32 protein-coding genes are annotated in these 24,343 nt (G+C 65.9%); 27 read left to right on the forward strand and 5 right to left on the reverse strand.

The features are described 5' to 3' along the window. Position 1 precedes the first annotated feature (1 nt). The 21 genes from rplP to MC375_RS09070 all read left to right on the forward strand — a co-directional run bounded on the left by rplP (position 2) and on the right by MC375_RS09070 (position 12,393). Positions 2 to 415 carry a 50S ribosomal protein L16 gene (gene rplP, locus MC375_RS08970; protein ID WP_242103016.1) on the forward strand — a complete coding sequence of 138 codons (414 nt, stop codon included), beginning with the start codon at positions 2 to 4 and terminating at the stop codon, positions 413 to 415. Next, positions 415 to 606 (forward strand): 50S ribosomal protein L29, encoded by a 192-nt coding sequence (rpmC, locus tag MC375_RS08975; RefSeq protein ID WP_242103017.1) that lies wholly within the window; start codon positions 415 to 417, stop codon positions 604 to 606. Before rplP ends, rpmC begins: the two co-directional genes overlap by 1 nt. A 9-nt stretch (positions 607 to 615) precedes the next feature. Next, on the forward strand, positions 616 to 882 hold the full coding sequence (rpsQ, locus tag MC375_RS08980) for a 30S ribosomal protein S17 (protein ID WP_242103018.1): 267 nt from the start codon (positions 616 to 618) through the stop codon (positions 880 to 882). 13 nt (positions 883 to 895) lie between these two features. Beyond that, positions 896 to 1,264, forward strand: a complete 369-nt coding sequence (gene rplN / locus MC375_RS08985; RefSeq protein ID WP_137266186.1) for a 50S ribosomal protein L14 — start codon at positions 896 to 898, stop codon at positions 1,262 to 1,264. A gap of 15 nt (positions 1,265 to 1,279) precedes the next feature. Then, the gene (gene rplX, locus MC375_RS08990; RefSeq protein WP_242103019.1) at positions 1,280 to 1,591 is read left to right on the forward strand and encodes a 50S ribosomal protein L24; all 312 of its coding nucleotides are present in this window, start codon (positions 1,280 to 1,282) and stop codon (positions 1,589 to 1,591) included. 1 nt (position 1,592) lies between these two features. Then, positions 1,593 to 2,135 carry a 50S ribosomal protein L5 gene (gene rplE, locus MC375_RS08995; RefSeq protein ID WP_242103020.1) on the forward strand — a complete coding sequence of 181 codons (543 nt, stop codon included), beginning with the start codon at positions 1,593 to 1,595 and terminating at the stop codon, positions 2,133 to 2,135. Between the two features lie 17 nt (positions 2,136 to 2,152). Next, on the forward strand, positions 2,153 to 2,458 hold the full coding sequence (rpsN, locus tag MC375_RS09000; RefSeq protein ID WP_242103021.1) for a 30S ribosomal protein S14: 306 nt from the start codon (positions 2,153 to 2,155) through the stop codon (positions 2,456 to 2,458). A 60-nt stretch (positions 2,459 to 2,518) separates the two neighbouring features. Then, the gene (gene rpsH, locus MC375_RS09005) at positions 2,519 to 2,914 is read left to right on the forward strand and encodes a 30S ribosomal protein S8 (protein WP_242103022.1); all 396 of its coding nucleotides are present in this window, start codon (positions 2,519 to 2,521) and stop codon (positions 2,912 to 2,914) included. Positions 2,915 to 2,926: 12 nt separating this feature from the next. After that, positions 2,927 to 3,454 (forward strand): 50S ribosomal protein L6, encoded by a 528-nt coding sequence (gene rplF, locus MC375_RS09010; RefSeq protein ID WP_242103023.1) that lies wholly within the window; start codon positions 2,927 to 2,929, stop codon positions 3,452 to 3,454. Between the two features lie 54 nt (positions 3,455 to 3,508). After that, on the forward strand, positions 3,509 to 3,862 hold the full coding sequence (rplR, locus tag MC375_RS09015) for a 50S ribosomal protein L18 (RefSeq protein WP_242103024.1): 354 nt from the start codon (positions 3,509 to 3,511) through the stop codon (positions 3,860 to 3,862). A 160-nt stretch (positions 3,863 to 4,022) separates the two neighbouring features. Beyond that, entirely contained in the window at positions 4,023 to 4,565 is a 543-nt protein-coding gene (rpsE, locus tag MC375_RS09020) for a 30S ribosomal protein S5 (protein WP_242103025.1), read from the forward strand. After that, positions 4,552 to 4,746, forward strand: coding sequence for a 50S ribosomal protein L30 (rpmD, locus tag MC375_RS09025; protein WP_242103026.1), 195 nt, complete (start codon positions 4,552 to 4,554; stop codon positions 4,744 to 4,746). Before rpsE ends, rpmD begins: the two co-directional genes overlap by 14 nt. 4 nt (positions 4,747 to 4,750) lie before the next feature. Next, positions 4,751 to 5,188, forward strand: coding sequence for a 50S ribosomal protein L15 (gene rplO, locus MC375_RS09030; protein ID WP_242103027.1), 438 nt, complete (start codon positions 4,751 to 4,753; stop codon positions 5,186 to 5,188). Between the two features lie 24 nt (positions 5,189 to 5,212). Next, entirely contained in the window at positions 5,213 to 6,547 is a 1,335-nt protein-coding gene (gene secY / locus MC375_RS09035) for a preprotein translocase subunit SecY (protein ID WP_242103179.1), read from the forward strand. Between the two features lie 410 nt (positions 6,548 to 6,957). Next, entirely contained in the window at positions 6,958 to 7,314 is a 357-nt protein-coding gene (gene rpsM / locus MC375_RS09040; RefSeq protein ID WP_242103028.1) for a 30S ribosomal protein S13, read from the forward strand. A gap of 12 nt (positions 7,315 to 7,326) precedes the next feature. Continuing rightward, positions 7,327 to 7,719: a 30S ribosomal protein S11 gene (gene rpsK / locus MC375_RS09045; RefSeq protein ID WP_242103029.1), complete on the forward strand. Its 393-nt coding sequence runs from the start codon at positions 7,327 to 7,329 to the stop codon at positions 7,717 to 7,719. A 15-nt stretch (positions 7,720 to 7,734) separates the two neighbouring features. After that, complete coding sequence (gene rpsD / locus MC375_RS09050; protein WP_242103030.1) at positions 7,735 to 8,370, forward strand: 30S ribosomal protein S4; 636 nt, start codon at positions 7,735 to 7,737, stop codon at positions 8,368 to 8,370. Positions 8,371 to 8,500: 130 nt separating this feature from the next. Then, a complete protein-coding gene (gene rpoA / locus MC375_RS09055; protein WP_242103031.1) occupies positions 8,501 to 9,499 on the forward strand; it encodes a DNA-directed RNA polymerase subunit alpha in 999 nt (332 codons plus the stop codon). 326 nt (positions 9,500 to 9,825) lie between these two features. Next, the gene (gene rplQ, locus MC375_RS09060) at positions 9,826 to 10,197 is read left to right on the forward strand and encodes a 50S ribosomal protein L17 (RefSeq protein WP_242103032.1); all 372 of its coding nucleotides are present in this window, start codon (positions 9,826 to 9,828) and stop codon (positions 10,195 to 10,197) included. A gap of 187 nt (positions 10,198 to 10,384) precedes the next feature. Then, a complete protein-coding gene (locus MC375_RS09065; protein WP_242103033.1) occupies positions 10,385 to 10,885 on the forward strand; it encodes a disulfide bond formation protein B in 501 nt (166 codons plus the stop codon). Between the two features lie 119 nt (positions 10,886 to 11,004). Further along, positions 11,005 to 12,393 (forward strand): 3-deoxy-7-phosphoheptulonate synthase class II, encoded by a 1,389-nt coding sequence (locus tag MC375_RS09070; RefSeq protein ID WP_242103180.1) that lies wholly within the window; start codon positions 11,005 to 11,007, stop codon positions 12,391 to 12,393. Positions 12,394 to 12,471: 78 nt separating this feature from the next. On the opposite strand, the gene MC375_RS09075 is transcribed toward MC375_RS09070, so the two are convergent. From MC375_RS09075 to typA, 3 genes are all read right to left on the reverse strand, one after another. Then, positions 12,472 to 12,948: a DUF2127 domain-containing protein gene (locus MC375_RS09075; protein WP_242103034.1), complete on the reverse strand. Its 477-nt coding sequence runs from the start codon at positions 12,946 to 12,948 to the stop codon at positions 12,472 to 12,474. A gap of 91 nt (positions 12,949 to 13,039) precedes the next feature. Beyond that, positions 13,040 to 13,624 (reverse strand): 2'-5' RNA ligase family protein, encoded by a 585-nt coding sequence (locus tag MC375_RS09080; protein WP_242103035.1) that lies wholly within the window; start codon positions 13,622 to 13,624, stop codon positions 13,040 to 13,042. Further along, positions 13,621 to 15,450, reverse strand: coding sequence for a translational GTPase TypA (gene typA, locus MC375_RS09085; protein WP_242103036.1), 1,830 nt, complete (start codon positions 15,448 to 15,450; stop codon positions 13,621 to 13,623). The genes MC375_RS09080 and typA overlap by 4 nt, the downstream gene beginning before the upstream one ends. 184 nt (positions 15,451 to 15,634) lie before the next feature. Here typA and MC375_RS09090 point away from each other — a divergent pair, with 184 nt between their 5' ends. From MC375_RS09090 to MC375_RS09115, 6 genes are all read left to right on the forward strand, one after another. Beyond that, entirely contained in the window at positions 15,635 to 16,129 is a 495-nt protein-coding gene (locus MC375_RS09090; protein ID WP_242103037.1) for a peptidylprolyl isomerase, read from the forward strand. 239 nt (positions 16,130 to 16,368) lie between these two features. Then, positions 16,369 to 17,568, forward strand: coding sequence for an aminotransferase class I/II-fold pyridoxal phosphate-dependent enzyme (locus MC375_RS09095; RefSeq protein WP_242103038.1), 1,200 nt, complete (start codon positions 16,369 to 16,371; stop codon positions 17,566 to 17,568). A gap of 63 nt (positions 17,569 to 17,631) precedes the next feature. Continuing rightward, the gene (locus tag MC375_RS09100) at positions 17,632 to 18,615 is read left to right on the forward strand and encodes a malate dehydrogenase (RefSeq protein ID WP_242103039.1); all 984 of its coding nucleotides are present in this window, start codon (positions 17,632 to 17,634) and stop codon (positions 18,613 to 18,615) included. Positions 18,616 to 18,661: 46 nt separating this feature from the next. Next, positions 18,662 to 19,570 (forward strand): methylisocitrate lyase, encoded by a 909-nt coding sequence (gene prpB, locus MC375_RS09105; RefSeq protein WP_242103040.1) that lies wholly within the window; start codon positions 18,662 to 18,664, stop codon positions 19,568 to 19,570. Between the two features lie 188 nt (positions 19,571 to 19,758). Then, the gene (gene prpC / locus MC375_RS09110; RefSeq protein ID WP_242103041.1) at positions 19,759 to 20,910 is read left to right on the forward strand and encodes a 2-methylcitrate synthase; all 1,152 of its coding nucleotides are present in this window, start codon (positions 19,759 to 19,761) and stop codon (positions 20,908 to 20,910) included. A gap of 10 nt (positions 20,911 to 20,920) precedes the next feature. Further along, complete coding sequence (locus MC375_RS09115; RefSeq protein ID WP_242103042.1) at positions 20,921 to 21,403, forward strand: potassium channel family protein; 483 nt, start codon at positions 20,921 to 20,923, stop codon at positions 21,401 to 21,403. Between the two features lie 67 nt (positions 21,404 to 21,470). Here MC375_RS09115 and MC375_RS09120 read toward each other — a convergent pair whose 3' ends face one another. Both MC375_RS09120 and MC375_RS09125 read right to left on the reverse strand, forming a co-directional pair. After that, positions 21,471 to 21,929 (reverse strand): cell wall hydrolase, encoded by a 459-nt coding sequence (locus tag MC375_RS09120; protein WP_242103043.1) that lies wholly within the window; start codon positions 21,927 to 21,929, stop codon positions 21,471 to 21,473. 276 nt (positions 21,930 to 22,205) lie between these two features. Beyond that, positions 22,206 to 24,233, reverse strand: coding sequence for an NADPH-dependent 2,4-dienoyl-CoA reductase (locus MC375_RS09125; RefSeq protein ID WP_242103181.1), 2,028 nt, complete (start codon positions 24,231 to 24,233; stop codon positions 22,206 to 22,208). Positions 24,234 to 24,343 lie beyond the last annotated feature (110 nt).

The raw sequence follows: 24,343 nt of genomic DNA on the forward strand, positions 1-24,343 counted from the left end.
CATGCTGCAACCCAAGCGAACCAAATTCCGCAAGATGCACAAGGGCCGCAACGATGGCCTGTCATGGAGCGGCAACGCCGTCAGCTTCGGCGAGTACGGGCTCAAGGCTACGGCCACCGGCCAGCTGACTTCGCGCCAGATCGAGGCCGCGCGCCGGTCGATCAGCCGTTACGTCAAGCGCGGCGGCAAGATGTGGATCCGCGTGTTCCCGGACAAGCCGATCACCAAGAAGCCGATCGAGGTCCGGATGGGCTCGGGCAAGGGCAACGTCGAGTACTGGGTCGCGCAGATCCAGCCCGGCCGGATGATCTACGAGATCGAGGGCGTCGACGAAGCCACTGCACGCGAGGCTTTCCGCCTGGCCGCAGCCAAGCTGTCGGTCACCACCACTTTCGTGACCCGGACGGTGCGCTGATGGAACTCAAGCAACTCAAGAGCAAGTCGGCCGACGAGCTCAAGGCCCACCTACTGGACCTGCAGAAGGAACAGTTCTCGCTGCGCATGCAGAAGGCCACAGGCCAGCTGGCCAAGACCCACGACGTCCGCCGGGTGCGCCGCGAAATCGCGCGCGTCAACTCGCTGATCGGCGCGGCGACGAAGAAGTAAGGACCGGACATGACCGACAACAACGCAAAGAAGCTGCACACGGTCGAAGGCCGCGTGGTCAGCAACAAGATGGACAAGACGGTGACGGTCCTGGTGGAGCGCCAGGTCAAGCACGCGCTGTACGGCAAGTACATCCGCCGCTCGACCAAGCTGCACGCGCACGACGCCGGCAACGTCTGCCAGATGGGCGACACGGTCCGCGTGGCCGAATGCGCGCCGATCTCCAAGACCAAGAACTGGCGCGTGGTCGAAGTGCTCGCGCACGCGGCCGAATAAGGGAGGCTGAGCGATGATCCAGATGCAGAGCCACCTCGACGTGGCCGACAATTCCGGTGCAAAGGAAGTGATGTGCATCAAGGTGCTGGGTGGCTCCAAGCGCCGGTACGCGCACATTGGCGACATCATCAAGGTGTCGATCAAGGATGCGATTCCGCGCGGCAAGGTCAAGAAGGGCGAGGTCTACGACGCCGTGGTGGTCCGCACCCGCAAGGGCGTGCGCCGTGCCGACGGTTCGCTGATCCGCTTCGACGGCAACGCCGCCGTGCTGCTCAACAACAAGCACGAGCCGATCGGCACGCGCATCTTCGGGCCTGTGACCCGCGAGCTGCGCTCCGAGAAGTTCATGAAGATCGTCTCGCTCGCACCCGAAGTGCTGTGAGCGGAGGACAACACAATGGCTAATCGAATCAAGAAGGGCGACACGGTCGTCGTGATCGCCGGCAAGGACAAGGGCAAGCAGGGCGAGGTGGTGCGCGTGGCCGGCGACAAGGTCGTCGTGTCCAACATCAACATCGTCAAGCGCCACACCAAGCCGAACCCGCAGGCCGGCCAGGCCGGCGGCGTGATCGAGCGCGAGGCGCCGATCCATATTTCCAACGTGATGCCGTTCAACCCTGCCACCGGCAAGGGTGGGCGCGTCGCCACCAAGGTGCTGGAGGATGGACGCCGTCTGCGCGTGTTCCGCTCCAGCGGCGAGGCTATCTGACATGTCTACCCGTCTCGAAAAGTTCTACAAGGAAGAGGTCGTGCCGAAGCTGATGCAGCAGTTCGGCTACACCAATCCGATGCAGGTGCCGCGGCTGACCAAGATCACGCTGAACATGGGCGTGGGCGAGGCGGCGGCCAACAAGAAGGTGCTGGAGAACGCGGTGGCCGACATGGCCAAGATCGCGGGCCAGAAGCCGCAGATCACCAAGACCCGCGTTTCGGTGGCGAGCTTCAAGATCCGCGACGGTTGGCCGATCGGCGCCAAGGTGACCCTGCGCCGGTCGAAGATGTACGAGTTCCTGGACCGCCTGGTCAACGTCTCGTTGCCGCGCGTGCGCGACTTCCGTGGCGTGTCCGGCCGTTCGTTCGACGGCCGCGGCAACTACAACATGGGCGTGAAGGAACAGATCATCTTCCCGGAGATCGACTTCGACCAGGTCGATGCGATCCGCGGCATGGATATCGCCATCACCACTACCGCCAAGACCGACGCCGAAGCCAAGGCGCTGCTCGAAGCGTTCCGCTTCCCGTTCCGCAACTGATACTCGAGGATTGACACATGGCTAAGACTTCAATGGTCAACCGCGAGGTCAAGCGCGCCAAGCTGGTCAAGCAGCACGGCGCCAAGCGCGAAGCGCTGAAGAAGGTCATCAGCAGCACCACCGCCTCCTACGAGGAGAAGATGGAAGCGGCGACCAAGCTGCAGAAGCTGCCGCGCGACTCTTCGCCCTCGCGCAAGACCAATCGTTGCGCCCTGACCGGCCGTCCGCGCGGGGTGTACAGCAAGTTCGGCCTGGGCCGCAACAAGCTGCGCGAAGCCACCATGCGCGGCGACGTGCCTGGCCTGCGCAAGGCCTCCTGGTAATCGTTTCCCAACTCCAGATTTCGCGAAAGCGGATATCGGTGCACTCAAAAGGCAATCTCAATGAGCATGACTGATCCCATCGCCGACATGCTGGTCCGCATCAGGAATGCGGCCGCTGTGGGCAAGCCGACGGTGAAAATGCCCTCGTCCAAGACCAAGGTGGCCATCGCCAAGGTCCTCAAGGAAGAAGGCTATATCGGCGAGTTCCGCGTGACCGAGAACGGCGCCAAGGCCGAACTCGAGATCGTGTTGAAGTACTACGAAGGCCGGCCGGTGATCGAGCGCCTGCAGCGCGTGTCGCGCTCGGGCCTGCGCAATTACCGCGGCAAGGACGAACTGCCCAAGGTCCTCGGAGGCCTGGGCGTCGCCATCATTTCCACATCCAAGGGCATCATGACCGACTCGCAGGCACGCCACGAAGGCGTCGGCGGCGAGGTCCTGTGCTTCGTGGCCTAAGGGAGAACCGCCATGTCCCGTGTCGCCAAGAAGCCCGTCGTCCTGCCCAAGGGCGTCGAGTTCAATGCACAGTCCGGCAACCTGAGCGTCAAGGGCCCGAAGGGCACCCTGTCGATTCCCCTGCCGGAAGGCGTCGATGTCAAGGTCGAGGACGGCAACCTGCAGTTTTCGGCCAATGACGAGAGCAAGATCCCGCTTGCCGGAACCATGCGCGCCATCCTGGCCAACATGGCCCAGGGCGTGTCCGCCGGTTTCGAGCGCAAGCTCGAGCTGGTCGGCGTGGGTTACCGCGCCGCCATGCAGGGCAAGGATCTGAACCTGTCGCTGGGCTTCTCGCACCCGGTGCTGTTCAAGACCCCGGACGGCATCACCATCGTCACCCCGACCCAGACCGAGATCGTGGTCAGCGGCACCGACAAGCAGCGCGTCGGCGAAGTCGCCGCCAAGATCCGCGGCTTCCGCCCGCCGGAGCCGTACAAGGGCAAAGGCGTGAAGTACTCCGACGAAGTCATCATCCGCAAGGAAGCCAAGAAGGCATAAGGCGCTCCCTATACGGGGATGCTCCACGTCGATCCGCTTCCAGAGAGAACCGCAATGGACAAGAAATCCGCCCGTCTCCGCCGCGCCAAGTCGACCCGCGCGCGCATCCGCACCCTCGGCGTGCCGCGCCTGTCGGTGCTGCGCACCGGCCAGCACGTATACGCGCAGCTGTTCAGCGCCGATGGCTCCAAGGTCCTAGCCGCGGCCAGCACCACCCAGGCCGACGTGCGCGAAGGCCTGAAGAGCGGCAAGAACACCGAAGCGGCCGCCAGGGTCGGTCGCGCGATCGCCGAAAGGGCCAAGGCCGTCGGTATCGACACCATCGCCTTCGATCGCTCGGGCTACCGTTACCACGGCCGCATCAAGGCCCTGGCCGACGCCGCCCGCGAGGCCGGACTGCAGTTCTGACGTTGAAGGCGTGGGGCATCGTCCCCATGCCTTTGGTTCGCTCGCCGATGCGAGATGCATCGGACGCCCTGGCCGGTTGCGGTCCTGGCGGAACACCCGCGACATCTCACAACCATAAGCGGCCACGCCGCAAATTCCTTCAAACCAAAGAGACACTGCAATGGCAGAACCACGTGAATCCCGCGGCCGCGACCGCCGCGACCGGGAAGAAGTCGACGACGGCATGATCGAGAAGCTGGTCGCGGTCAACCGCGTCAGCAAGACCGTCAAGGGCGGCCGCCAGTTCACCTTCACCGCGCTGACCGTGGTCGGCGATGGCGACGGCAAGGTCGGCTTCGGTTACGGCAAGGCGCGCGAAGTGCCGGTCGCAATCCAGAAGTCGATGGAATACGCGCGCAAGAACATGTCCAAGGTCGAACTGAACAACGGCACGCTCTGGCACCAGGTCAAGGCCGGCCACGGCGCTGCCCGGGTGTTCATGCAGCCGGCTTCGGAAGGTACCGGCGTGATCGCCGGCGGCGCGATGCGCGCCGTGCTCGAGGCGGTTGGCGTGAAGAACGTGCTGGCCAAGGCGGTCGGTTCGCGCAACCCGATCAACCTCGTGCGCGCCACCGTGAAGGGTCTGGAAGCCATGCATTCGCCCGGCAAGATCGCGGCCAAGCGCGGCAAGAAGCTCGAGGAGATCCTCCATGTCCACAGCTGACAACAACGGCACCGTCAAGGTGCGTCTGGTCAAGGGTCTGCGCGGCACCCAGGCCAAGCACCGCCTGTCGGTGAAGGCGCTGGGCCTGAGCAAGTTGAACGACGTGCGCGAGCTGAAGGACAGCCCGCAGGTGCGCGGCCTGATCAACAAGGTGCATTACCTGGTGCGGGTCGAGGAGTAATCAAATGAAGCTCAATACACTCAAGCCTGCCGATGGCGCGCGCGAAGAGCGCAAGCGCGTCGGTCGCGGCATCGGTTCGGGCCTCGGCAAGACCGCAGGCCGCGGCCACAAGGGTTCGTTCGCGCGCAGCGGCAAGGGCAAGATCAAGGCCGGCTTCGAAGGCGGGCAGCTGCCCATGCAGCGCCGCCTGCCGAAGATCGGCTTCCGCTCGAAGCTGAGCAAGGACACGGCGGAAGTGCTGCTGTACCAGCTGGACAAGCTCGATGCCGGCGAGATCGATTTCGCCGCGCTGCGCGCCGCCAAGCTCGTGCCCAGCACCGCCAAGCGTGCCAAGGTGGTCAAGCGGGGTGAGGTCAGCAAGAAGTTCGTGCTCAAGGGCATCACCGCCACGGCCGGCGCCAAGGCGGCGATCGAAGCGGCCGGCGGCAGCCTGGCGGAGTGACGCATGTCGCGAAGCGCTAACGCGATGGCCGGACTGGCCGGCGCCGGCAAGTTCACCGAACTTCGCCAGCGCCTGCTGTTCGTGGTCGGTGCGCTGATCGTCTACCGCATCGGCTGCTATATCCCGGTACCGGGCGTCAATCCCGAGGCGATGCTCCAGCTGATGGAGGCGCAGGAAGGCACCATCGTGGACATGTTCAACATGTTCTCGGGCGGCGCGCTGTCGCGATTCAGCCTGTTCGCGCTGAACGTGGTGCCCTACATCTCGGCGTCGATCATCGTCCAGCTGCTGGTGCAGATCGTGCCCAGCCTGAAGGCCATCCAGAAGGAAGGCGAGTCGGGCCGGCGCAGGATCACCCAGTGGTCGCGCATCGGCGCGATCCCGCTGGCGGTGTTCCAGGCAGCCGGCATCGCGGTGGCGCTGCAGAATTCCGGCGCCAGCAACGGCATCCCCGTGGTGTACTCGCCGGGCATGGGCTTTGTGCTCACCGCGGTGGTGGCGCTTACCGCAGGCACCATGTTCCTGATGTGGCTGGGCGAACAGGTCACCGAGCGCGGCATCGGCAACGGCGTGTCGCTGATCATCTTCGCCGGCATCGTCGCAGGTCTTCCCGGCGCGGTGCTCGGTACGCTGGAACAGGCGCGCAACGGCGACATGAGCCCACTCGCGGTGATCGCGATCGTGGCGATCGTGATGGCGTTCACCTATTTCGTGGTGTTCGTCGAACGCGGGCAGCGCCGGATCACGGTGAACTACGCACGCCGCCAGGGCGGCCGCAACGCGTACATGAACCAGACCTCGTTCCTGCCGCTGAAGCTCAACATGTCGGGCGTGATCCCGGCGATCTTCGCCTCCTCGATCATCATGTTCCCGGCCACCGCCTCGACTTGGTTCACCCAGGCCGGCTCGGCCACGTGGCTGCAGAAGGTCAGCCAGGCGCTGAATCCTGGCGAGCCGCTACACATGATCCTGTACGCGGCGCTGATTGCGGGCTTCGCCTTCTTCTACACCGCGCTGGTGTTCAACTCTCAGGAAACCGCCGACAACCTGAAGAAGTCGGGGGCGCTGATCCCGGGCATCCGGCCGGGCAAGGCGACCGCGGACTACATCGACGGCGTGCTGACCCGACTGACCGCGGCAGGCGCCGTCTACCTGGTCCTGGTCTGCCTGCTGCCGGAGTTCATGCGTACGGAACTCGGCACCTCGTTCTACTTCGGCGGAACGTCGCTGCTGATCGTGGTGGTGGTGGTGATGGACTTCATCGCCCAGATCCAGGCGCATCTGATGTCGCACCAGTACGAGAGCCTGCTCAAGAAGGCCAACCTGCGCGGCTCGCGGAGCGGGCTGACGGGGCGGTAGCACTTTTGGGGGTGAGCGTGGCTCACCCTGGATGACCGGTATCCCGCGGGCAGGCCCGCCGGACCCGGCAGGTCGCGGTAAGATGGGCGACTAGGAATACCCGGATCCCGCACCACAGCGGCGGGATCCAAGATGGGCGACTCGTGCGGCGGTCCCGCGCGCGGGTGGTTCCAGGCCAGGGGCGCGCCGGAGTGGCGCGCGCAGGCCGGGCAGGGCGGAGGCTTCCCCAGAGGGCGCTCCCGTCGTGGCCGGTACAGCCGGGAACCGTCGCCGGAGCATGGGCACACTCCCCATGCCGGGTCCAGCCTTTCGGGGCTGGGCTTCCAAAGTACCCGGGACTTCAGCTAAAATTGCGAGTTCACTTCGCCGGCCTTGTCAAGGCTGGCGCTCAACCAGTTGGAGATCCGCGCATGGCGCGTATTGCAGGTGTCAACCTGCCTGCCCAGAAGCACGTCTGGGTCGGGCTGCAAAGCATCTACGGCATCGGCCGTACCCGTTCGAAGCAGCTTTGCGAGTCGGCGGGCGTGAATGCCTCGACCAAGATCCGCGACCTCTCGGAGCCGGAAGTCGAGCGCCTCCGCGCCGAAGTCGGCAAGTTCACGGTCGAGGGCGACCTGCGTCGCGAGGTCGGCATCGCCATCAAGCGCCTCATGGACCTGGCCTGCTATCGCGGCCTGCGCCATCGCCGCGGCTTGCCGCTGCGCGGCCAGCGCACCCGGACCAATGCCCGTACCCGCAAGGGTCCGCGCAAGGCCATCAAGAAGTAAGGAACCCTAGCCATGGCCAAGCCGGCAGCTGCCAAAACGAAGAAGAAGATCAAGCGCGTCGTCACCGACGGCGTCGCCCACGTCCATGCTTCGTTCAACAACACCATCATCACCATCACCGATCGCCAGGGCAACGCGTTGTCGTGGGCGACGTCGGGCGGCGCGGGTTTCCGCGGTTCGCGCAAGTCGACCCCGTTCGCCGCCCAGGTGGCCGCCGAAAAGGCGGGCAAGGCGGCGCTCGACTACGGCGTGAAGTCGCTGGAAGTGCGCATCAAGGGCCCGGGTCCGGGCCGTGAATCGGCCGTGCGTTCGCTCAACAACGTCGGCTACAAGATCACCAACATCATCGACGTGACGCCCATCCCGCACAACGGGTGCCGTCCGCCGAAGAAGCGTCGCGTCTAAGGGAGCGATCAGACAATGGCTCGTTATATCGGTCCCACCTGCAAGCTCGCGCGTCGCGAAGGCGCAGACCTTTCCCTGAAGTCGCCGAACCGCGCGCTCGACTCGAAGTGCAAGCTGGAGCAGAAGCCCGGCCAGCACGGCGCCGGCACCGGCGCGCGTCGCAGCAAGCTGTCCGACTACGCCACCCAGCTGCGCGAGAAGCAGAAGGTCAAGCGCATCTACGGCCTGCTCGAGCGGCAGTTCCGCAACTATTACAAGAAGGCCAGCAATCGCAAGGGCAACACCGGCGAGAACCTGCTGCAGATGCTGGAAACCCGTCTCGACAACGTCGTCTACCGCATGGGCTTTGCGGTGACCCGGCCGGCCGCGCGCCAGCTGGTGTCGCACCGTGGCGTCACCGTCAACGGCAAGCCGGTCAACCTGCCGTCGTACGCGGTCAAGGCCGGCGACGCGATCGCGCTGTCCGAGCGCGCGCAGAAGCAGCTGCGCGTGCAGGAAGCGCTGGCCGTGTTCGGTCAGATGGACCTGTCGCCGTCGTGGGTGGAAGTCGATTCCAAGAAGTTCGAAGGCGTATTCAAGGCCGTGCCGGATCGCGCCGACCTGCCCAGTGACATCAACGAGGCGCTGATCGTCGAGTTGTACTCGAAGTAAGACAAAGCCGGGAGCCTTGCTTCCGCATCTGGCCGATGCCATGGGCATCGGCTGCTCCTTCGGGTGAAGGAGCTCCGAAACGTATCAGGCCGGCGCTCCCCATCGCCGGCCACCGAGGAGACGCTACAACATGACGGTTACCGCCAACCAGGTGCTGCGCCCCAAGGGCCCGCAGATCGAACGCATCACCGACAACCGCGCCAAGGTCGTGATCGAACCGCTGGAGCGCGGCTATGGCCACACCCTGGGCAACGCGCTGCGCCGCGTGCTGCTGTCCTCGATCCCCGGTTATGCCATCACCGAGGTCGAGATCGACGGCGTGCTGCACGAATACACCACGGTCGAAGGTCTTCAGGAAGACGTGCTGGAAGTCCTGCTGAACCTCAAGGACGTCGCCATCCGCATGGGCACCGGCGAAAGCTCCACGCTTTCGCTGTCCAGGCAGGGCCCGGGCGTCGTTACCGCTGCCGACATCAAGACCGACCATAACGTCGAGATCCTCAATCCCGACCACGTGATCGCGCACCTGACCAAGGATGCGGCGCTGAACATGCGCCTGAAGATCGAGCGCGGCTTCGGCTACCAGCCCGCGGCTGCCCGTCGCAAGCCGGACGAGGAGACCCGCACGATCGGCCGCCTGATGCTCGATGCCTCGTTCTCGCCGGTGCGCCGCGTGGCCTACGAAGTCGAGGCCGCGCGCGTCGAACAGCGTACCGACCTGGACAAGCTGGTCATCGACATCGAGACCAACGGCACCATCGACGCCGAGGAAGCCGTGCGCACCGCCGCCGACATCCTCAGCGACCAGCTGAGCGTGTTCGGCGACTTTACCCATCGCGAGCGCGGTGCGGCCAAGCCGGCCGCCACGGGCGTGGATCCGGTGCTGCTGCGCCCGATCGACGACCTCGAGCTCACGGTGCGTTCGGCCAACTGCCTCAAGGCCGAGAGCATCTACTACATCGGCGACTTGATCCAGAAGACCGAGGTCGAGCTGCTCAAGACCCCGAACCTGGGCAAGAAGTCGCTCACCGAGATCAAGGAAGTGCTCGCCCAGCGTGGGCTTTCCCTCGGCATGAAGCTCGAGAACTGGCCACCGGCGGGGATCTCCTCGCACGGGATGATGGGTTAACAGCGAAAAGCCGCCGCAAGCGAGTGTCATCAGCGCGCGGCGGCGCGTTTGAAAGTAAAGCAGTTCAAGTAGTAGCGCGGCGCGGCATCGCCTGCCCGAGCGAACGCTCGCCGCGCCGGGCCAGGTCTCCGAGAAGCGATGCGCTCCACCGAGTAGACGTAACGCGGCACGCAGCAACGCAATAACAAGCACCAAGCCGACGGATCCAAGATCCGCGGCGCGCCGGACAGGGAAAGCCCGGCCAGGACCAGCGCAGTCCGCAGCTCCAACGCCACGACGGCGACAGCGAAGTACAACAGCCACAACTTTCACCAGGAATCCAGACCATGCGCCACCAGAAATCCGGCCGCAAGTTCAGCCGCACCAGCGCCCACCGCGACGCGATGTTCTCCAACATGGCCGCCTCGCTGTTCAAGCACGAACTGATCCGCACCACCCTGCCCAAGGCCAAGGAACTGCGCCGCGTCGCAGAACCGCTCATCACGCTGGCCAAGCGCGACGGCGTGGCCAACCGCCGGCTCGCCTTCTCGCGCCTGCGCGACAAGGAAGCGGTGGGCAACCTGTTCACCAAGCTCGGTCCGCGCTACGCCGAACGCCCCGGTGGCTACCTGCGCATCCTGAAGTGCGGCTTCCGCGCCGGCGACAATGCGCCGATGGCCTATGTCGAGCTGGTCGATCGTCCCGACGCCGCCGAATAAGCGCCAGCTTGCTGCTCGTGAAAGCCCGGCTCAGGCCGGGCTTTTTCGTTGTGCGAAAGTACCAGGCGGGCCGCTAACGGCGCTGGTCATCGGCCGGTCCGGTCGCGATGGATTCGATACCGGAATTCAGGCTGCATCGCCGGCGCGCGTGGCCGATAATCCACCGGTCGCCTTTACAGCCGCCCCCATGAATCCCTACCGTTGGTCGTTTCGTGCGCAATTCCTGTCCGGCTTCCTCGCCTGCGCTGCGCTGCTGGGCTACGCCTTTTACGTGCAGTTCGTGGAACAGATCCAGCCGTGTCCGTTCTGCATCTTCCAACGCCTGGCGTTTGCGGCGGCGGGGCTGCTGTTTCTGATCGGGGGCCTGCACGCGCCACGTTCGTCCGGCGGCCGCGGGATCTACGGCACGCTGGCCTTCCTGGCAGCGGGAACCGGTGCCGGCATTGCCGCGCGCCACGTCTGGGTGCAGCTGTTCCCGCCCGAGATCCCGAGTTGCGGGCCGGGTCTGAACTACATGCTCGAAACCCAGACCTGGCTGGGCGTGGTGCGCAAGGTGCTCACCGCATCGGGCGACTGCAGCATGATCGACTGGACGTTCCTGGGCCTGTCGATGCCGGCCTGGGCGCTGCTGTGGTTCGTGGCGTTGGCGATGTGGGCGTTGTACGCGGGATTCCGGCGCGCGCGTTGAATCCCGTTGAGGGCGGGTGACGGGCAGCGCCTGAACCGCTGCTACGCTTGCAGTCGAAACGGTTGCAGACCCCTCGGATCCGTCCGATGATGGCTGACGCTGCGCTGCAACATACCGCCATGCCCCATCCCGACCGCAATCTCCATTCCGTCAATCTCCCGGCCGACTGGTCGCCCGCGAGCTGGCGCGCGCGCGCCGCGGCGCAGCAGCCGGTGTACGAGGACGCCACGGAGCTCGCCGCCGTCCAGCAGGAACTGCGCGCGCTGCCGCCACTGGTCACTTCCTGGGAAATCTTCGCGCTGAAGAAGCAGCTGGCCGAAGCGCAGGAAGGCAAGCGCTTCCTGCTGCAGGGCGGCGACTGCGCGGAGAATTTCGCCGAGTGCACGGCGGACGTGATCTCCAACCGGCTCAAGGTGCTGCTGCAGATGAGCCTGGTGCTGGTACATGGCCTCAGGCTGCCGGTGGTGCGCGTGGGACGCTTCGCCGGCCAGTACGCCAAGCCGCGTTCGGCGGACGGCGAGACCCGCGACGGCGTGACCCTGCCGGCCTATCGCGGCGACATCGTCAACGCGCCCGCGTTCGATGCGGTCTCGCGGCGCCCGGATCCGCGACGCATGGTCAAGGCGCATGCGCGCTCGGCGATGACGATGAATTTCGTGCGTTCGCTGATCGACGGCGGATTCGCCGATCTGCACCATCCCGAGTATTGGGATCTGGGCTGGGTGAGCCATTCGCCGCTGGCCGACGACTACCACCGCATGGTCGGATCGATCGGCGATGCCGTGCGCTTCATGGAGACGTTGTCCGGGGCCGAGGTGTACAACCTCAACCGGGTCGACTTCTACACCTCGCACGAGGCGCTGCTGCTGCCCTACGAGGAAGCGCAGACGCGCCAGGTGCCGCGACAGTGGGGCTGGTTCAATCTCAGCACCCACTTGCCCTGGATCGGGATGCGCACGGCCGCGCTGGATGGTGCGCATGTCGAGTACTTCCGCGGCATCCGCAACCCGGTCGGTCTGAAGATCGGCCCGTCGGTCACACCCGACCAGCTGTTGCGCCTGGTCGACGCGCTGAGTCCCGATGACGAACCCGGCCGGCTCACCCTGATCCACCGCATGGGTGCCGCGAACATCGCCGAAAAGCTGCCGCCGCTGCTCGAGGCCCTGCGCCGCGATGGCCGGCGCGTGCTCTGGGTCTGCGACCCGATGCACGGCAATACCGAAACCACCGGCAATGGCTACAAGACGCGGCGCTTCGGCAACATCCGCAGCGAGCTCGAACAGGCGTTCGAACTGCATGCCGCCGCCGGCACACGCCTGGGCGGCGTCCACCTGGAGCTGACCGGCGAAGACGTAACCGAATGCACCGGCGGCGCCCGTGATCTCACCGAAACCGACCTCGAGCGCGCCTACCGTTCCACCGTCGATCCGCGCCTGAACTACGAGCAGGCGCTGGAAACGGCAATGCTGATCGTGCGCAAGCAGGCACAGATCGCAGCTCCGGTCTGAGCGAGGCATGCCGGGCGCATGGCGCCCGCGGTTTTCGCGTGGCCGCCAGCAGCGCCGCGCCTGCAGGGTGTTTCAGTTTCAGGCGCGTTCGCGATGACGCGCGTACAGGTCGCGCCCAAGCACCCACACCACCAGCAGGTTGATCCCCAGGACCGCGACGGACAGCCACACGGGGTGCGCGACCAGCGCGTAAAGGTCGAAGGGCAGGTAAAGCGCCGCGCCGATGCAGCCAAGCCACGAGGCCCAGGCCTTGCCACGCCACAACCCCCAGCTTTCGGCCACGCGCATTCCGCCATAGACGAGTGCGATCGCCGCGGCGATGTGCACCGAATCCGGATTGATCGCGCGTCCCAGCCAGGCCATCGCCCCCTGTTGTGGATCGAGTTGGAAGCGCGCGATCAGCATCTCCACCCCGCGCCGCAGCGGGGCGGGGCCGAGCAGTTCAAGGCCGCTTGCGGCAAGCAGGGCCATGAGTCCCTTCGCTGCTTCGACCATCGCGACGACCTGCAGGACGGGAGGGGCTGGCGGGTCGGGGCTGTAGGGTTCTGCGTTCATCCGGATGCCGCACCGATAGTGGCTTGCCGATCCACGCAACCGCAAACCGGCGGCCTGCTTCCATGCCCGCTAACCATGGGCGTACACCGGATCAGAAAAGGGATGCCTGCTGCACAGGAGGAGTGGCGTCGGCTGCGGTCAACGGCCAATGCCCCAACGACTCGTAACGGCCGCCCGGGCTGCATAGCAGCTCGAAACTCCCGACACGCAGCCGATCGCCGGCGCAGTCGACGCCATCGAGCCAGGACTGGGCAGGCAGGTGCCTGGGCAGGTAGGCGAGCGTGATGTGCGGTTGTCGGGTCACTTCTTGCGAACGGATGTCGAGCACACGGAGCGCCTTATCCGTGGCATCGCACAGCGCCAGGAGCGTGGGGCATGTGTGCGGCAGGGCGACGACGGCACCCGACCGCGGCCAGTAGGCGAGGCGTTCGATCGTGAAATCGTGCGCTGGGATGACGGTTCCCACTTCGGCGAAGCCTCCCAGAAGCTCCGGCGTGACCAGGTGCATGACCTGGTCGCCGATGAAGCACAGGGTGACGTGCCACTGGTCCGGTCGCCGCGGTTTGACCTGTAGCCCGTGCGCAGGGCATGCGACCTGTATCGCAGCGAGCAACGCGGCGAGCTGTGTCCTGGCGGCCTCGTCCGGTCGCCAGGCAGTGAACAGCGACCCGCTCACGCCGCGCGGCTGGCCCGCTTGCGATCGGTTTCGGTCAGGTACTTCTTGCGCAGCCGGATTTCCTTGGGCGTGACTTCCACCAGTTCGTCGTCCTCGATGAAGTCGAGCGCCTGCTCCAGCGTGTACTTCAGCGCCGGAGTCAGCTTGATCGCATCGTCCTTGCCCGAGGCGCGCATATTGGTCAGCGGCTTGGGCTTGATGGCGTTGACGGTGAGGTCGTTGTCCTTGGAATGGATCCCGATCAGCTGGCCTTCGTAGACGTTGTCGCCTTCGGCGGCGAACAGCCGGCCACGCTCTTCCAGTGGGCCGAGCGAGTAGGCAGGCGTGGTGCCGGCGGCGTTGGCGATCATCACCCCGTTCTGGCGCTTGGCGATGGCGCCGGTCTCCTTCGGTCCGTAGTGGTCGAACACGTGGAACAGCAGGCCCGAGCCCTGGGTCAGGGTGCGGAACTCGTTCTGGAAACCGATCAGGCCGCGCGCGGGAATCATGTAATCCAGGCGCACGCGTCCCTTGCCGTCGGACTCCATGTTCTTCAGCTGGGCCTTGCGCACGCCGAGCTTCTCCATCACGCCGCCCTGGTGCTGCTCTTCCACGTCGACCACCAACTGCTCGATCGGCTCCATCGGCTGGCCATCGATTTCCTTGATGATCACTTCCGGGCGCGAGACCGCCAGTTCGAAGCCCTCGCGGCGCATGGTTTCGATCAGCACCGACAGATGCAGTTCGCCGCGGCCGGAGACCAGGAACTTGTCGGCGTCGCTGGTCTCCTCGACCTTCAGCGCCACGTTGTGCAGGGTTTCGCGCTCGAGCCGCTCGCGGATCTGGCGGCTGGTGATGAACTTGCCCCCGCTATGCTCCTTGCTGCCGGCGAAGGGCGAGTTGTTCACCTGGAAGGTCATGCTGATCGTCGGCTCGTCCACGGTGAGCGCCGGCAGCGCCTCGGGGGCGTCCAGCGCGCAGACGGTGTCGGAAATGCTCAGGTCCTGGACGCCGGAAATGGCGACGATGTCGCCGGCTTCGGCTTCTTCCACCTCGATCCGCTCCAGGCCCATGAAGCCCAGCACCTGCAGCACCTTGCCCTGGCGCTTCTTGCCGTGGCGGTCGACGATACTGACCGGCTGGTTGCGGCGGACCTTGCCGCGCTGGATCCGGCCGATACCGATCAGACCCACGAAGCTGCTGTAGTCGAGCTGGCTGATGCGCATCTGGAACGGGCCGTCCGGATCGACCTGCGGCGGCGGCACGTGCTGCATGATCGCCTCGTACAACGGCGTCATGGTGCCTTCGCGCGCGGCGTCGTCGAGGCTGGCGTAACCGTGCAGGGCCGAGGCGTAGACGATCGGGAAGTCGAGCTGCTCGTTGGTGGCGCCGAGCCGGTCGAACAGGTCGAACACCTGGTCGATCACCCAGTCCGGACGCGCGCCCGGGCGATCGATCTTGTTGACCACCACGATCGGTCGGAAGCCCATCGCGAACGCCTTCTGGGTCACGAAGCGGGTCTGCGGCATCGGGCCGTCCATCGCGTCGACCAGGATCAGCACCGAGTCGACCATCGACAGCACGCGCTCCACCTCGCCACCGAAGTCGGCGTGTCCGGGCGTATCGACGATGTTGATCCGGTTGCCCTGCCAGGTGATGGCGGTGTTCTTGGCCAGGATGGTGATGCCGCGTTCCTTTTCCTGGTCGTTGCTGTCCATCACCCGCTCGGCGAGCACGGTGCGCTCGTTCAGGGTGCCGGACTGCTTCAGAAGGCAGTCGACCAGGGTGGTCTTGCCATGGTCGACGTGGGCGACGATGGCGATATTGCGCAGGTTCTCGATGGACATGGCGGTCGGCTAATGAAGGTCGGGGCAGTCCGGTCGGGACGCGGCGGTCTAAGACATGCCGAAGGCGCGGCCGCATTGGGCCTGCGGGCCGGCGCAAGAGGCTGGGAAAGCCGCGTATTATAGCGTGCTGCGCTGCGGCAAAGTGGTCCCGGCGCCCGTCGTTCACATCCAGCCGAGGAATCCCATGCCCCTGCACGCCATTTTCGACACCGAGCGCGGCGCCATCAAGGTGGAGCTGTATCCGGACAAGGCACCGCTGACCGTGGCCAATTTCGTCAACCTGGCCAAGCGCGGCTTCTACAACGGCCTGAACTTCCATCGGGTCATCCCCGATTTCATGATCCAGGGCGGCTGCCCGGAAGGCTCCGGTCGCGGCGGTCCCGGCTACCGCTTCGAGGATGAAACCAACAACGGCGTCAGGCACGAGCGCGGCGTGCTGTCGATGGCCAATGCCGGTCCCGACACGAACGGCAGCCAATTCTTCATCACCCACATCAAGACCGACTGGCTGGACGGCAAACACACCGTCTTCGGCAAGGTGGTCGAAGGCCTGGACGTGGTCGACGCGGTGAAGCAGGGCGATGCGATCCGGTCGGTGAAGATCGAAGGCGATGCCGAGGCGGCGCTGGCGGCGAAGGCCGACCGGGTCGCGGAGTGGAACCGTATCCTGGCGGCTTGATCTGCGCCGGGTAGGCGTGCGATCGATTTGTACGCTGCGCCCGTATACCTCGTTGAAATCATGCGGCTCGCACAGGCCAGTCGCGCCGGCAGCATGGCGCCACCGGAGTGTTTTTCAGCGGGTGCGCGGATGGATTCCGCGCCGCCCGCAGGCCCGGAAGCTCCGGGTCCCTGTGTTAATATTTCACCCTAATCCGGGCCCGGCGAATTCGCCCCGGGCCCACCTCACGAGGTCTCTCGATGCCCCAGCTCGCCCGGCGCATCGGTCGCGCCAAGCCCAGCGCGATCATGCTGGTTGCCGAAACCGCCAAGCGCCTGAAAGCCGAAGGGCGCGACATCATCAGTTTCTCGATCGGCGTACCCAACTTCCTCCCCGGTGAGCATGTCTATGCGGCCGCGCGCGAGGCACTGGCGAAGGATAGCGGCCAGTACGGCAGCAACCGCGGCGCGGACGCGCTGGTCGATGCCTTTCTGGCCCATGCGGGGAAGGTCGGTCTGACGGGTTACACCCGCGCCAACGTCTCGACCGGCATCGGCGCCAAGCACGTGATCTACAACCTGGCCGAGGCGTTGCTCGACGAAGGCGACACCATCGCGTTCCCGACGCCGTACTGGACCAGCTATCTCGACATCGCCGAGATCGTCAACGCGAAGATCGACCTGCTGCCCTGTCCGCCCGAGCAGGATTACAAGCTCACGCCGGCGCAACTGGAGACTGCGCTGGCGAAGAAGCCGAAGGTGTTCCTGTTCAACAACCCGTCCAACCCGACCGGCATGGTGTACACGCGCGATGAAATCGCGGCGCTGGCCGATGTGGTGGCGAAATACCCCGATACCTGGGTGCTGACAGACGACATCTACAACCGGATGGTGTTCGATGGGGTGGGTTATCACAACTTCCTGCATCTGCGACCGGAACTGCGCGATCGCGTGATCTTCATCGACTCGCTGTCAAAGACCTACGGCATGCCGGGCTGGCGGGTCGGCTTCATGGCCGGTCCCGAAGCGGTGGCCAGCGCGGTCGCCACGATGAATTCGAACCACATCACCAACATCCCCGAAATCGTCACCGCCGCCGCCGTCGCTGCGTTGACCGGTCCCCAGGACGTGCCGCAGGCGAAGTGCGCAGAGTTCCAGTCCAAGCGCGACCAGGTGATGGAAGCGTTGCTGTCGATTCCCGGACTCGTCTGTCCGCGTCCGCAGGGAGCGTTCTACGCGTTTCCGGACATCAGCTTCGCCTTCGGCAAGTCGCACCAGGGCAAGGCGATCGCCAACGATGTCGATTTCTGCAATGCACTGTTGGATGCCAAGGGCGTCGCCTGCGTCCCGGGTTCGGCTTTCGGCGAACCGCGCGCGATCCGCATCAGCTATACCTGCCCGACGCCGCAGCTGGCCCCGGGTCTGCAGCGCGTCCAGGAATTCTGCTCCGAGCTGGCCTGAATCCCCGTTCGTCCAACCATTGCGGCGCCACGTGCGCCGCAAGTCTTTTCCAGGAGTCGTTCCATGAAAGCCCCCGTCCGTGTCGCAGTCACCGGCGCCGCCGGCCAGATCGGCTATGCATTGCTGTTCCGCATCGCCTCGGGCGAAATGCTCGGCAAGGACCAGCCGGTGATCCTGCAGATGCTCGAACTGCCGCTGGACAAGGCCCAGGCCGCGCTCAGGGGCGTGATGATGGAGCTCGAGGACTGCGCCTTCCCGCTGCTCGCCGGCATGGTCGGCAGCGAGGATCCGAAGGTCGCATTCAAAGACGCCGACTATGCGCTGCTGGTCGGTGCCCGTCCGCGCGGCCCGGGAATGGAGCGCAAGGACCTGCTGCTGGAGAACGCCAAGATCTTCACCGAGCAGGGCAGGGCGCTGAACGAAGTCGCGAGCCGCAACGTGAAGGTGCTCGTGGTCGGTAATCCGGCCAATACCAATGCCTATATCGCGATGAAATCCGCGCCCGACCTGCCCACGAAGAACTTCACCGCCATGCTGCGGCTGGATCACAACCGCGCGTTGAGCCAGCTCGCCGGCAAGGCCGGCGTGCCGGTGGCCGACATCGAGAAACTGATCGTCTGGGGCAACCATAGTCCGACGATGTATCCCGACTATCGCTTCGCCACGGTCAACGGCCAGTCGCTCAAGGCGAAGATCGGCGATGAAGTCTGGAACGCCGATACCTTCATCCCGGTCGTTGGCAAACGCGGCGCCGCGATCATCGAGGCGCGCGGCCTGTCGTCGGCCGCCTCGGCGGCCAATGCCGCCATCGACCACGTGCGCGACTGGGCGCTGGGCTCCAAGGGAAAGTGGGTCACGATGGGCGTGCCCTCCGACGGCAGCTACGGCATTCCGGAAGGCGTGATCTACGGCGTGCCGGTGACCACGGCGAACGGCGAGTACACGCGCGTGACGGGCCTTGAGATCGATGCCTTCAGCCGTGAGCGCATGGACAAGACGCTGGCCGAACTCGAGGAAGAGCGCGCCGGCGTGGCGCATCTGCTCTGATCGATCGGGGCGGCCGACAGGTCGCCTCGCCACTTGGAACACACCCATGTCCGAGCCAAGCACTTCCGCAACCGGATCCGCCGGCGCCAGGTTTCGTGCCGCCGTCGCAGCCGAGTCTCCGCTGCAGGTTATGGGCACCATCACCGCCTACGCGGGTCTGATGGCCAGGCGCGTCGGCTACCGCGCCCTGTACCTGTCCGGCGGCGGTGTCGCCGCGAACTCGCTGGGCATGCCTGACCTAGGCATCAGCACCATGGAGGACGTGCTCACCGACGCACGCCGGATCGTGGATGCGACCGGACTGCCGCTGCTGGTGGACATCGATACCGGATGGGGCGGGGCCTTCAATATCGCCCGCACCATCCGCAGTTTCGAGCGCGTCGGCGTCGCCGCGGTGCACATGGAGGACCAAGTCGGACAGAAGCGATGCGGGCACCGTCCAGGCAAGGAAGTGGTGCCGGCTGACGAGATGGTCGACCGGGTGAAGGCGGCCGTCGACGCGCGCACCGATCATACCTTCGTGATCATGGCGCGCACCGATGCTGCGGCCAGCGAGGGCGTGGATGCTGCGATCGGGCGTGCCGTGGCCTATGTCGAAGCCGGCGCGGACATGATCTTCCCCGAGGCGATGAAGACGCTCGACGATTACCGCCGCTTCAAGGCTGCGGTGAAGGTACCGATCCTCGCCAATCTGACCGAGTTCGGTGCAACCCCGTTGTTCACGACCGACGAGTTGCGCGAGGCCGACGTCGACATCGCCCTGTACTGCTGCGGCGCCTATCGCGCGATGAACAAGGCCGCGCTGCACTTCTACGAAACCGTGCGCCGGGAAGGCACCCAGAAGCGCATCGTCGACACGCTGCAAACGCGCGATGAACTGTACGATTTCCTCGACTACCACGCGTACGAGCAGAAGCTCGATGCCCTGTTCGCACGCGGAGAAGGCAAGAGTTAGTCGGCCGACGGAGTGAACGGAGCGTCGCGCATGAATTCCCCCTGTCGCCTCCGCCGGCGCGTTCTTAGTCCCGCAGCAACCCTTGTCTGCGCATGCTGCGGGTCTTTTTTCCGATACAACGGTGACAACGAGGTGCGGGTCTGCGACCGGACAGTCCGAGCTGCCCCATTCAAGTGGAGATCCACCCGATGAGCGAACCTGCCCAGATCCTGCTGAAGGCGAAAAAGTCCGTGGCGCTGTCCGGCACGGCGGCCGGCAATACGGCGTTGTGCACGGTGGGCCGCAGCGGCAACGACCTGCATTACCGCGGCTACGACATCCACGACCTGGCGACGCAGTCCACGTTCGAGGAAGTCGCCTACCTGCTGGTGCATGGCATCCTGCCCGGCGCCTCGCAACTGCAGGCCTACAAGGCCAAGCTCAAACGCCTGCGCGGCCTGCCGGCGATCGTGCAGGAAGCGCTGGAGCTGGTGCCGGCCAGCGCCCACCCGATGGACGTGATGCGTACCGGTTGTTCGGTGCTGGGCACGGTGCTGCCCGAACGCGACGGTCATCCGGCGCCGGAAGCGCGCGACATCGCGGACCGACTGATGGCCAGCTTCGGCTCGATGCTGCTGTACTGGTGGCATTTCACCCGCAACGGGCGGCGCATCGATGTGGAGACCGACGACGACACGATCGCTGCGCACTTTCTGCATCTGCTGCACGGCGAGCCGCCCAGCGCGCTGCATGCCGACGCGATGGACAAATCGCTGATCCTGTATGCAGAGCACGAGTTCAATGCCTCGACGTTCGCCGCGCGGGTCATCGCCGGCACCGGCAGCGACATGTACAGCTGCATCACCGGCGCTATCGGCGCGCTGCGTGGGCCCAAGCACGGCGGTGCCAACGAGGTGGCGATGGAGATCATCAGCCGCTACGCGACGCCGGAAGCGGCCGAAGCCGACATCCGCGCGCGGATGGAGCGCAAGGAGATCATCATCGGCTTCGGTCACCCGGTGTACACCATCGGCGATCCGCGCAACCCGATCATCAAGCAGATCAGCCGCAAGCTCTGCGCCGAAGGTGGCAATCAGGTCCTGTTCGACGTGTCCGAGCGCATCGAGAACCTGATGATGGATACCAAGAAGATGTTTCCCAACCTGGACTGGTACAGCGCATCGAGCTACTACATGATGGGCGTGCCGACGCCGATGTTCACGCCGCTGTTCGTGATCGCGCGGACCAGCGGCTGGAGTGCGCACGTGATCGAGCAGCGCGAAGACGGCAAGATCATCCGGCCCAGCGCCAACTACACCGGACCCGAAGACCGCGCATACGTCCCGATCGGGCAGCGTTGATGGCTCTGCGATGGGCTGGCTGATCCCGACGGATTCCTTCGGCGTTTACCTGCTGGCTGCGCTGACGGCCGGTGTGGCCAGCGCCGCGGCGGTGGTCGTGCATTACGAAGGCGTGCATTGGTTGGCGCGGCGCTACTCGCGCAGGAAGATCGACATCACCGGCGATCGCGGCACGATGCTGAAAATCATCTTTGCGCTGCTGGCCCTGCACGTCGTCGAGATCTGGTGCTTCGGCCTGGCGCTGTGGGGCTTGCTGCATGTACCCGGCGCCGGCTCGGTGGTCGGGGTGGGAGGTGTGGAGACCCTGTTCGACGCGTTCTATCTTTCCGCGACGACGTTCACCACTCTGGGTTTCGGCGATCTGACTCCGATGGGCGCGGTCCGCGTGCTGAGCGGGTGCGAGGCGCTGACCGGGCTGCTGCTGATCACCTGGTCGGCATCGTTTACATACCTGGAGATGGCGCGCCTGTGGAACGAACGGGACAGCGCCTAGACGACGCGCTCTGTCGCCGCGATAAGCGCGATCAACGCGACATCGCAGCCGACGCGCCAGGCTCGGTCTAGCTTTGCCGTGGCCTGAGCTTTTGCACCCGCAGGAAGGTGTGATCGCCGATGGTCGCCACCTGGTAGGCGTTGCGCCAGCTCGGGCTGGCAATGGAATGGGCCAGGAAGTGGCTCGCACCGGGCACGATCTCCTTGCGTTCGCCCGGCGGCAGCGCCCAGTTCTGCTCGGCCTCGAGCGCGACGGTGACGGCCTGCGCCCATGCCTCTGTGTTGCTCAGGCGGGTGCCGGGCGGGACCAGGGTCGGCGCGAACTGCTTGCGCGCGGTGACCACGTCGCACATCGAATCGCCCCACAGGCCGCTTTCCTCCCGGCGCAATGCCACTTCTGCTACGGCCTTCTGGCCGCGGACGGACTGATCCCGGGCCTCCAGGTACAGGGTGGCGCTGAGGCAGAGCGAGTCTGCGGTTTGCGGCGGCAGGACCGAGGCCAGCCACAGGATCCAGGCGAGTTTCACGTCTTGCTCCTTGCTCCGTTGCGGCGCACGGGCGCCCGCGGTGATCCGGGGCGTCCTGCGTCATGGCGTGTTGGGGAGGGCGGCGGCTCTATGGCGCCTTTGCCCGGGCGCCGGGCATCCGATGGAGTGCGGACCGGCGTCGGTGGCCCGCAGGGTGGCGGGCCGGAAAGTGCGCGCACGGTAGCGTGGCGAAACCCAATCGAGGCTGAACGTCAAATCAAAAACATTTGATTCGATTGGAGTTTTTGTTCGGTTCTCGCTGTGCTGTACGTGCAGTCAAAGCTGCGCCGCGAGCCGACTGCCCTGATCGATCGCACGTCGGGCGTCCAGCTCCACCGCGATATCCGCACCGCCGATGACATGTGCCTGGCGTCCGCCCGCGCGCAGCGTGTCGAACAGTTCCCGGCGCGATTCCTGACCTGCGCAGACGACGACGTGTTCGACTGCCAGCACCTGCGCGACGCCATCCACCCGGACGTGGAAGCCATCGTCGTCCACGGCTACGTATTCCACGCCGCCGAGCATGCGCACGCCCTTGGCCTTGAGCGTGGCGCGGTGGATCCACCCAGTCGTCTTGCCCAGGCGCGCGCCCGGTCGGCCTGCGCTGCGCTGCATCAGCCAGAGCTGGCGGGCGGCGGGTTCCGGCCGCGGGGGCGCCAGCCCGCCGCGGCTGGCGAACTCCGGATCGATGCCCCATTCGGCCATCCAGCGCGCAGGGTCCAGGGTCGGCGACTCGCCGGCGGGAACGGCGAGGAATTCGGCCACGTCGAAGCCGATGCCACCGGAGCCGACGATGGCCACGCGCGCGCCGGGGACCACGCGGCCTTCGAGAACGTCGAGATAGCCGACCACGCTGGGATGGTCGTGCCCGGCGAAATCGACCGTGCGCGGGCGCACGCCGGTGGCGACGACGACCTCGTCGAAGCCATCGAGCGCGTCGACGCCAACATGCGCCCCGAGGCGCAGCTCCACTCCCGTGTCCGCGATCCGATGGTGGAAATAGCGCAGGGTCTCGTGGAATTCCTCCTTGCCGGGGATGCGCTTGGCGAGATTGAACTGGCCGCCGATCTCGCCGGCCGCATCGAACAGGGTGACGCGGTGACCGCGCTCGGCGGCGACGGTCGCGCAGGCCAGGCCTGCCGGCCCCGCGCCCACCACGGCGATGCGCTTGCGCGTATCCACCGGCAGGTAACGCAACTCGGTCTCGGCGCAGGCACGCGGGTTCACCAGGCAGCTCGCCTTCTTGTTCTCGAACACCCGATCCAGGCACGCCTGGTTGCACGCGATGCAGGTATTGATGCGGTCGGCCCGTCCACTGCGCGCCTTCTCGACCCACTGGGCATCGGCCAGCAGCGGACGCGCCATCGAGACCAGGTCAGCCCCGCCGCCGGCCAGGATCGCCTCGGCGACGTCGGGCATGTTGATCCGGTTGGTCGCCACCAGCGGCAATGCCACGTGCGGGCGTAGGCTGGCGGTGACGCCGGCGAAGACGGCGCGCGGGACCGATGTGGCGATGGTAGGTACGCGAGCCTCGTGCCAGCCGATGCCGGTGTTGATGATGCTGGCGCCCGCGGACTCAACTGCCTGCGCCTGGGCCACGATCTCGTCGTGATCATTTCCGCCTTCCACCAGGTCGAGCATCGACAGGCGGTAGATGAGGATGAAGTCCGGCCCGCAGGCTTCGCGCGTACGGCGCACGATCTCCACGGCGAAGCGCATGCGGCCGGCCGCATCGCCGCCCCACCGGTCGCTGCGCCGGTTGGTGCGGGCCACGGTGAACTGGTTCAGCAGGTAGCCTTCCGAACCCATGATCTCGACGCCGTCGTAGCCGGCCTCGCGCGCCAGGCGCGCGGCATGGGCGAACGCGCCGATCTGGCGTTCGACGCCGCTTGTGCCTAGGGCGCGCGGCGTGAACGGATTGATCGGGGCCTTGAGCCTGGATGGCGCCACCGAGAGCGGGTGGTAGGCATAGCGCCCCGCATGCAGCAGTTGCAGGCAGATCTTCGCGCCGTTCGCGTGCACCGACTCGGTGACCTGGCGATGCTTGCGGGTCTCCCACGTCCAGGACAGCTTGCCGGCGAACGGCTTGAGCCAGCCCTCGACGTTCGGGGCGAAGCCGCCGGTCACGATCAGTCCGACCCCGCCCGCCGCACGCTCGGCGAAGTAGGCCGCGAGCCTGGGGAAGTCGCGCTTGTGGTCTTCCAGCCCCGTATGCATCGAGCCCATCAGCACACGGTTGCGCAGGGTGGTGAAGCCTAGGTCCAGTGGCGCGAACAGGTGCGGATAGGGCGAGGGCTCGGGCATCACGCGCAACATCCAGGTAGGCATACGGACCAGTACGGAGCGCGCACCATGCCGGGAAAGCCCGGTTCGCTCAAGTTCCGTGGATGCGTTCGCAGGGGTGCGGATTGGCG

Origin of the sequence: Lysobacter sp. M2-1 (assembly GCF_022662495.1) — a bacterium.
GTDB lineage: Bacteria > Pseudomonadota > Gammaproteobacteria > Xanthomonadales > Xanthomonadaceae > JAKPBU01.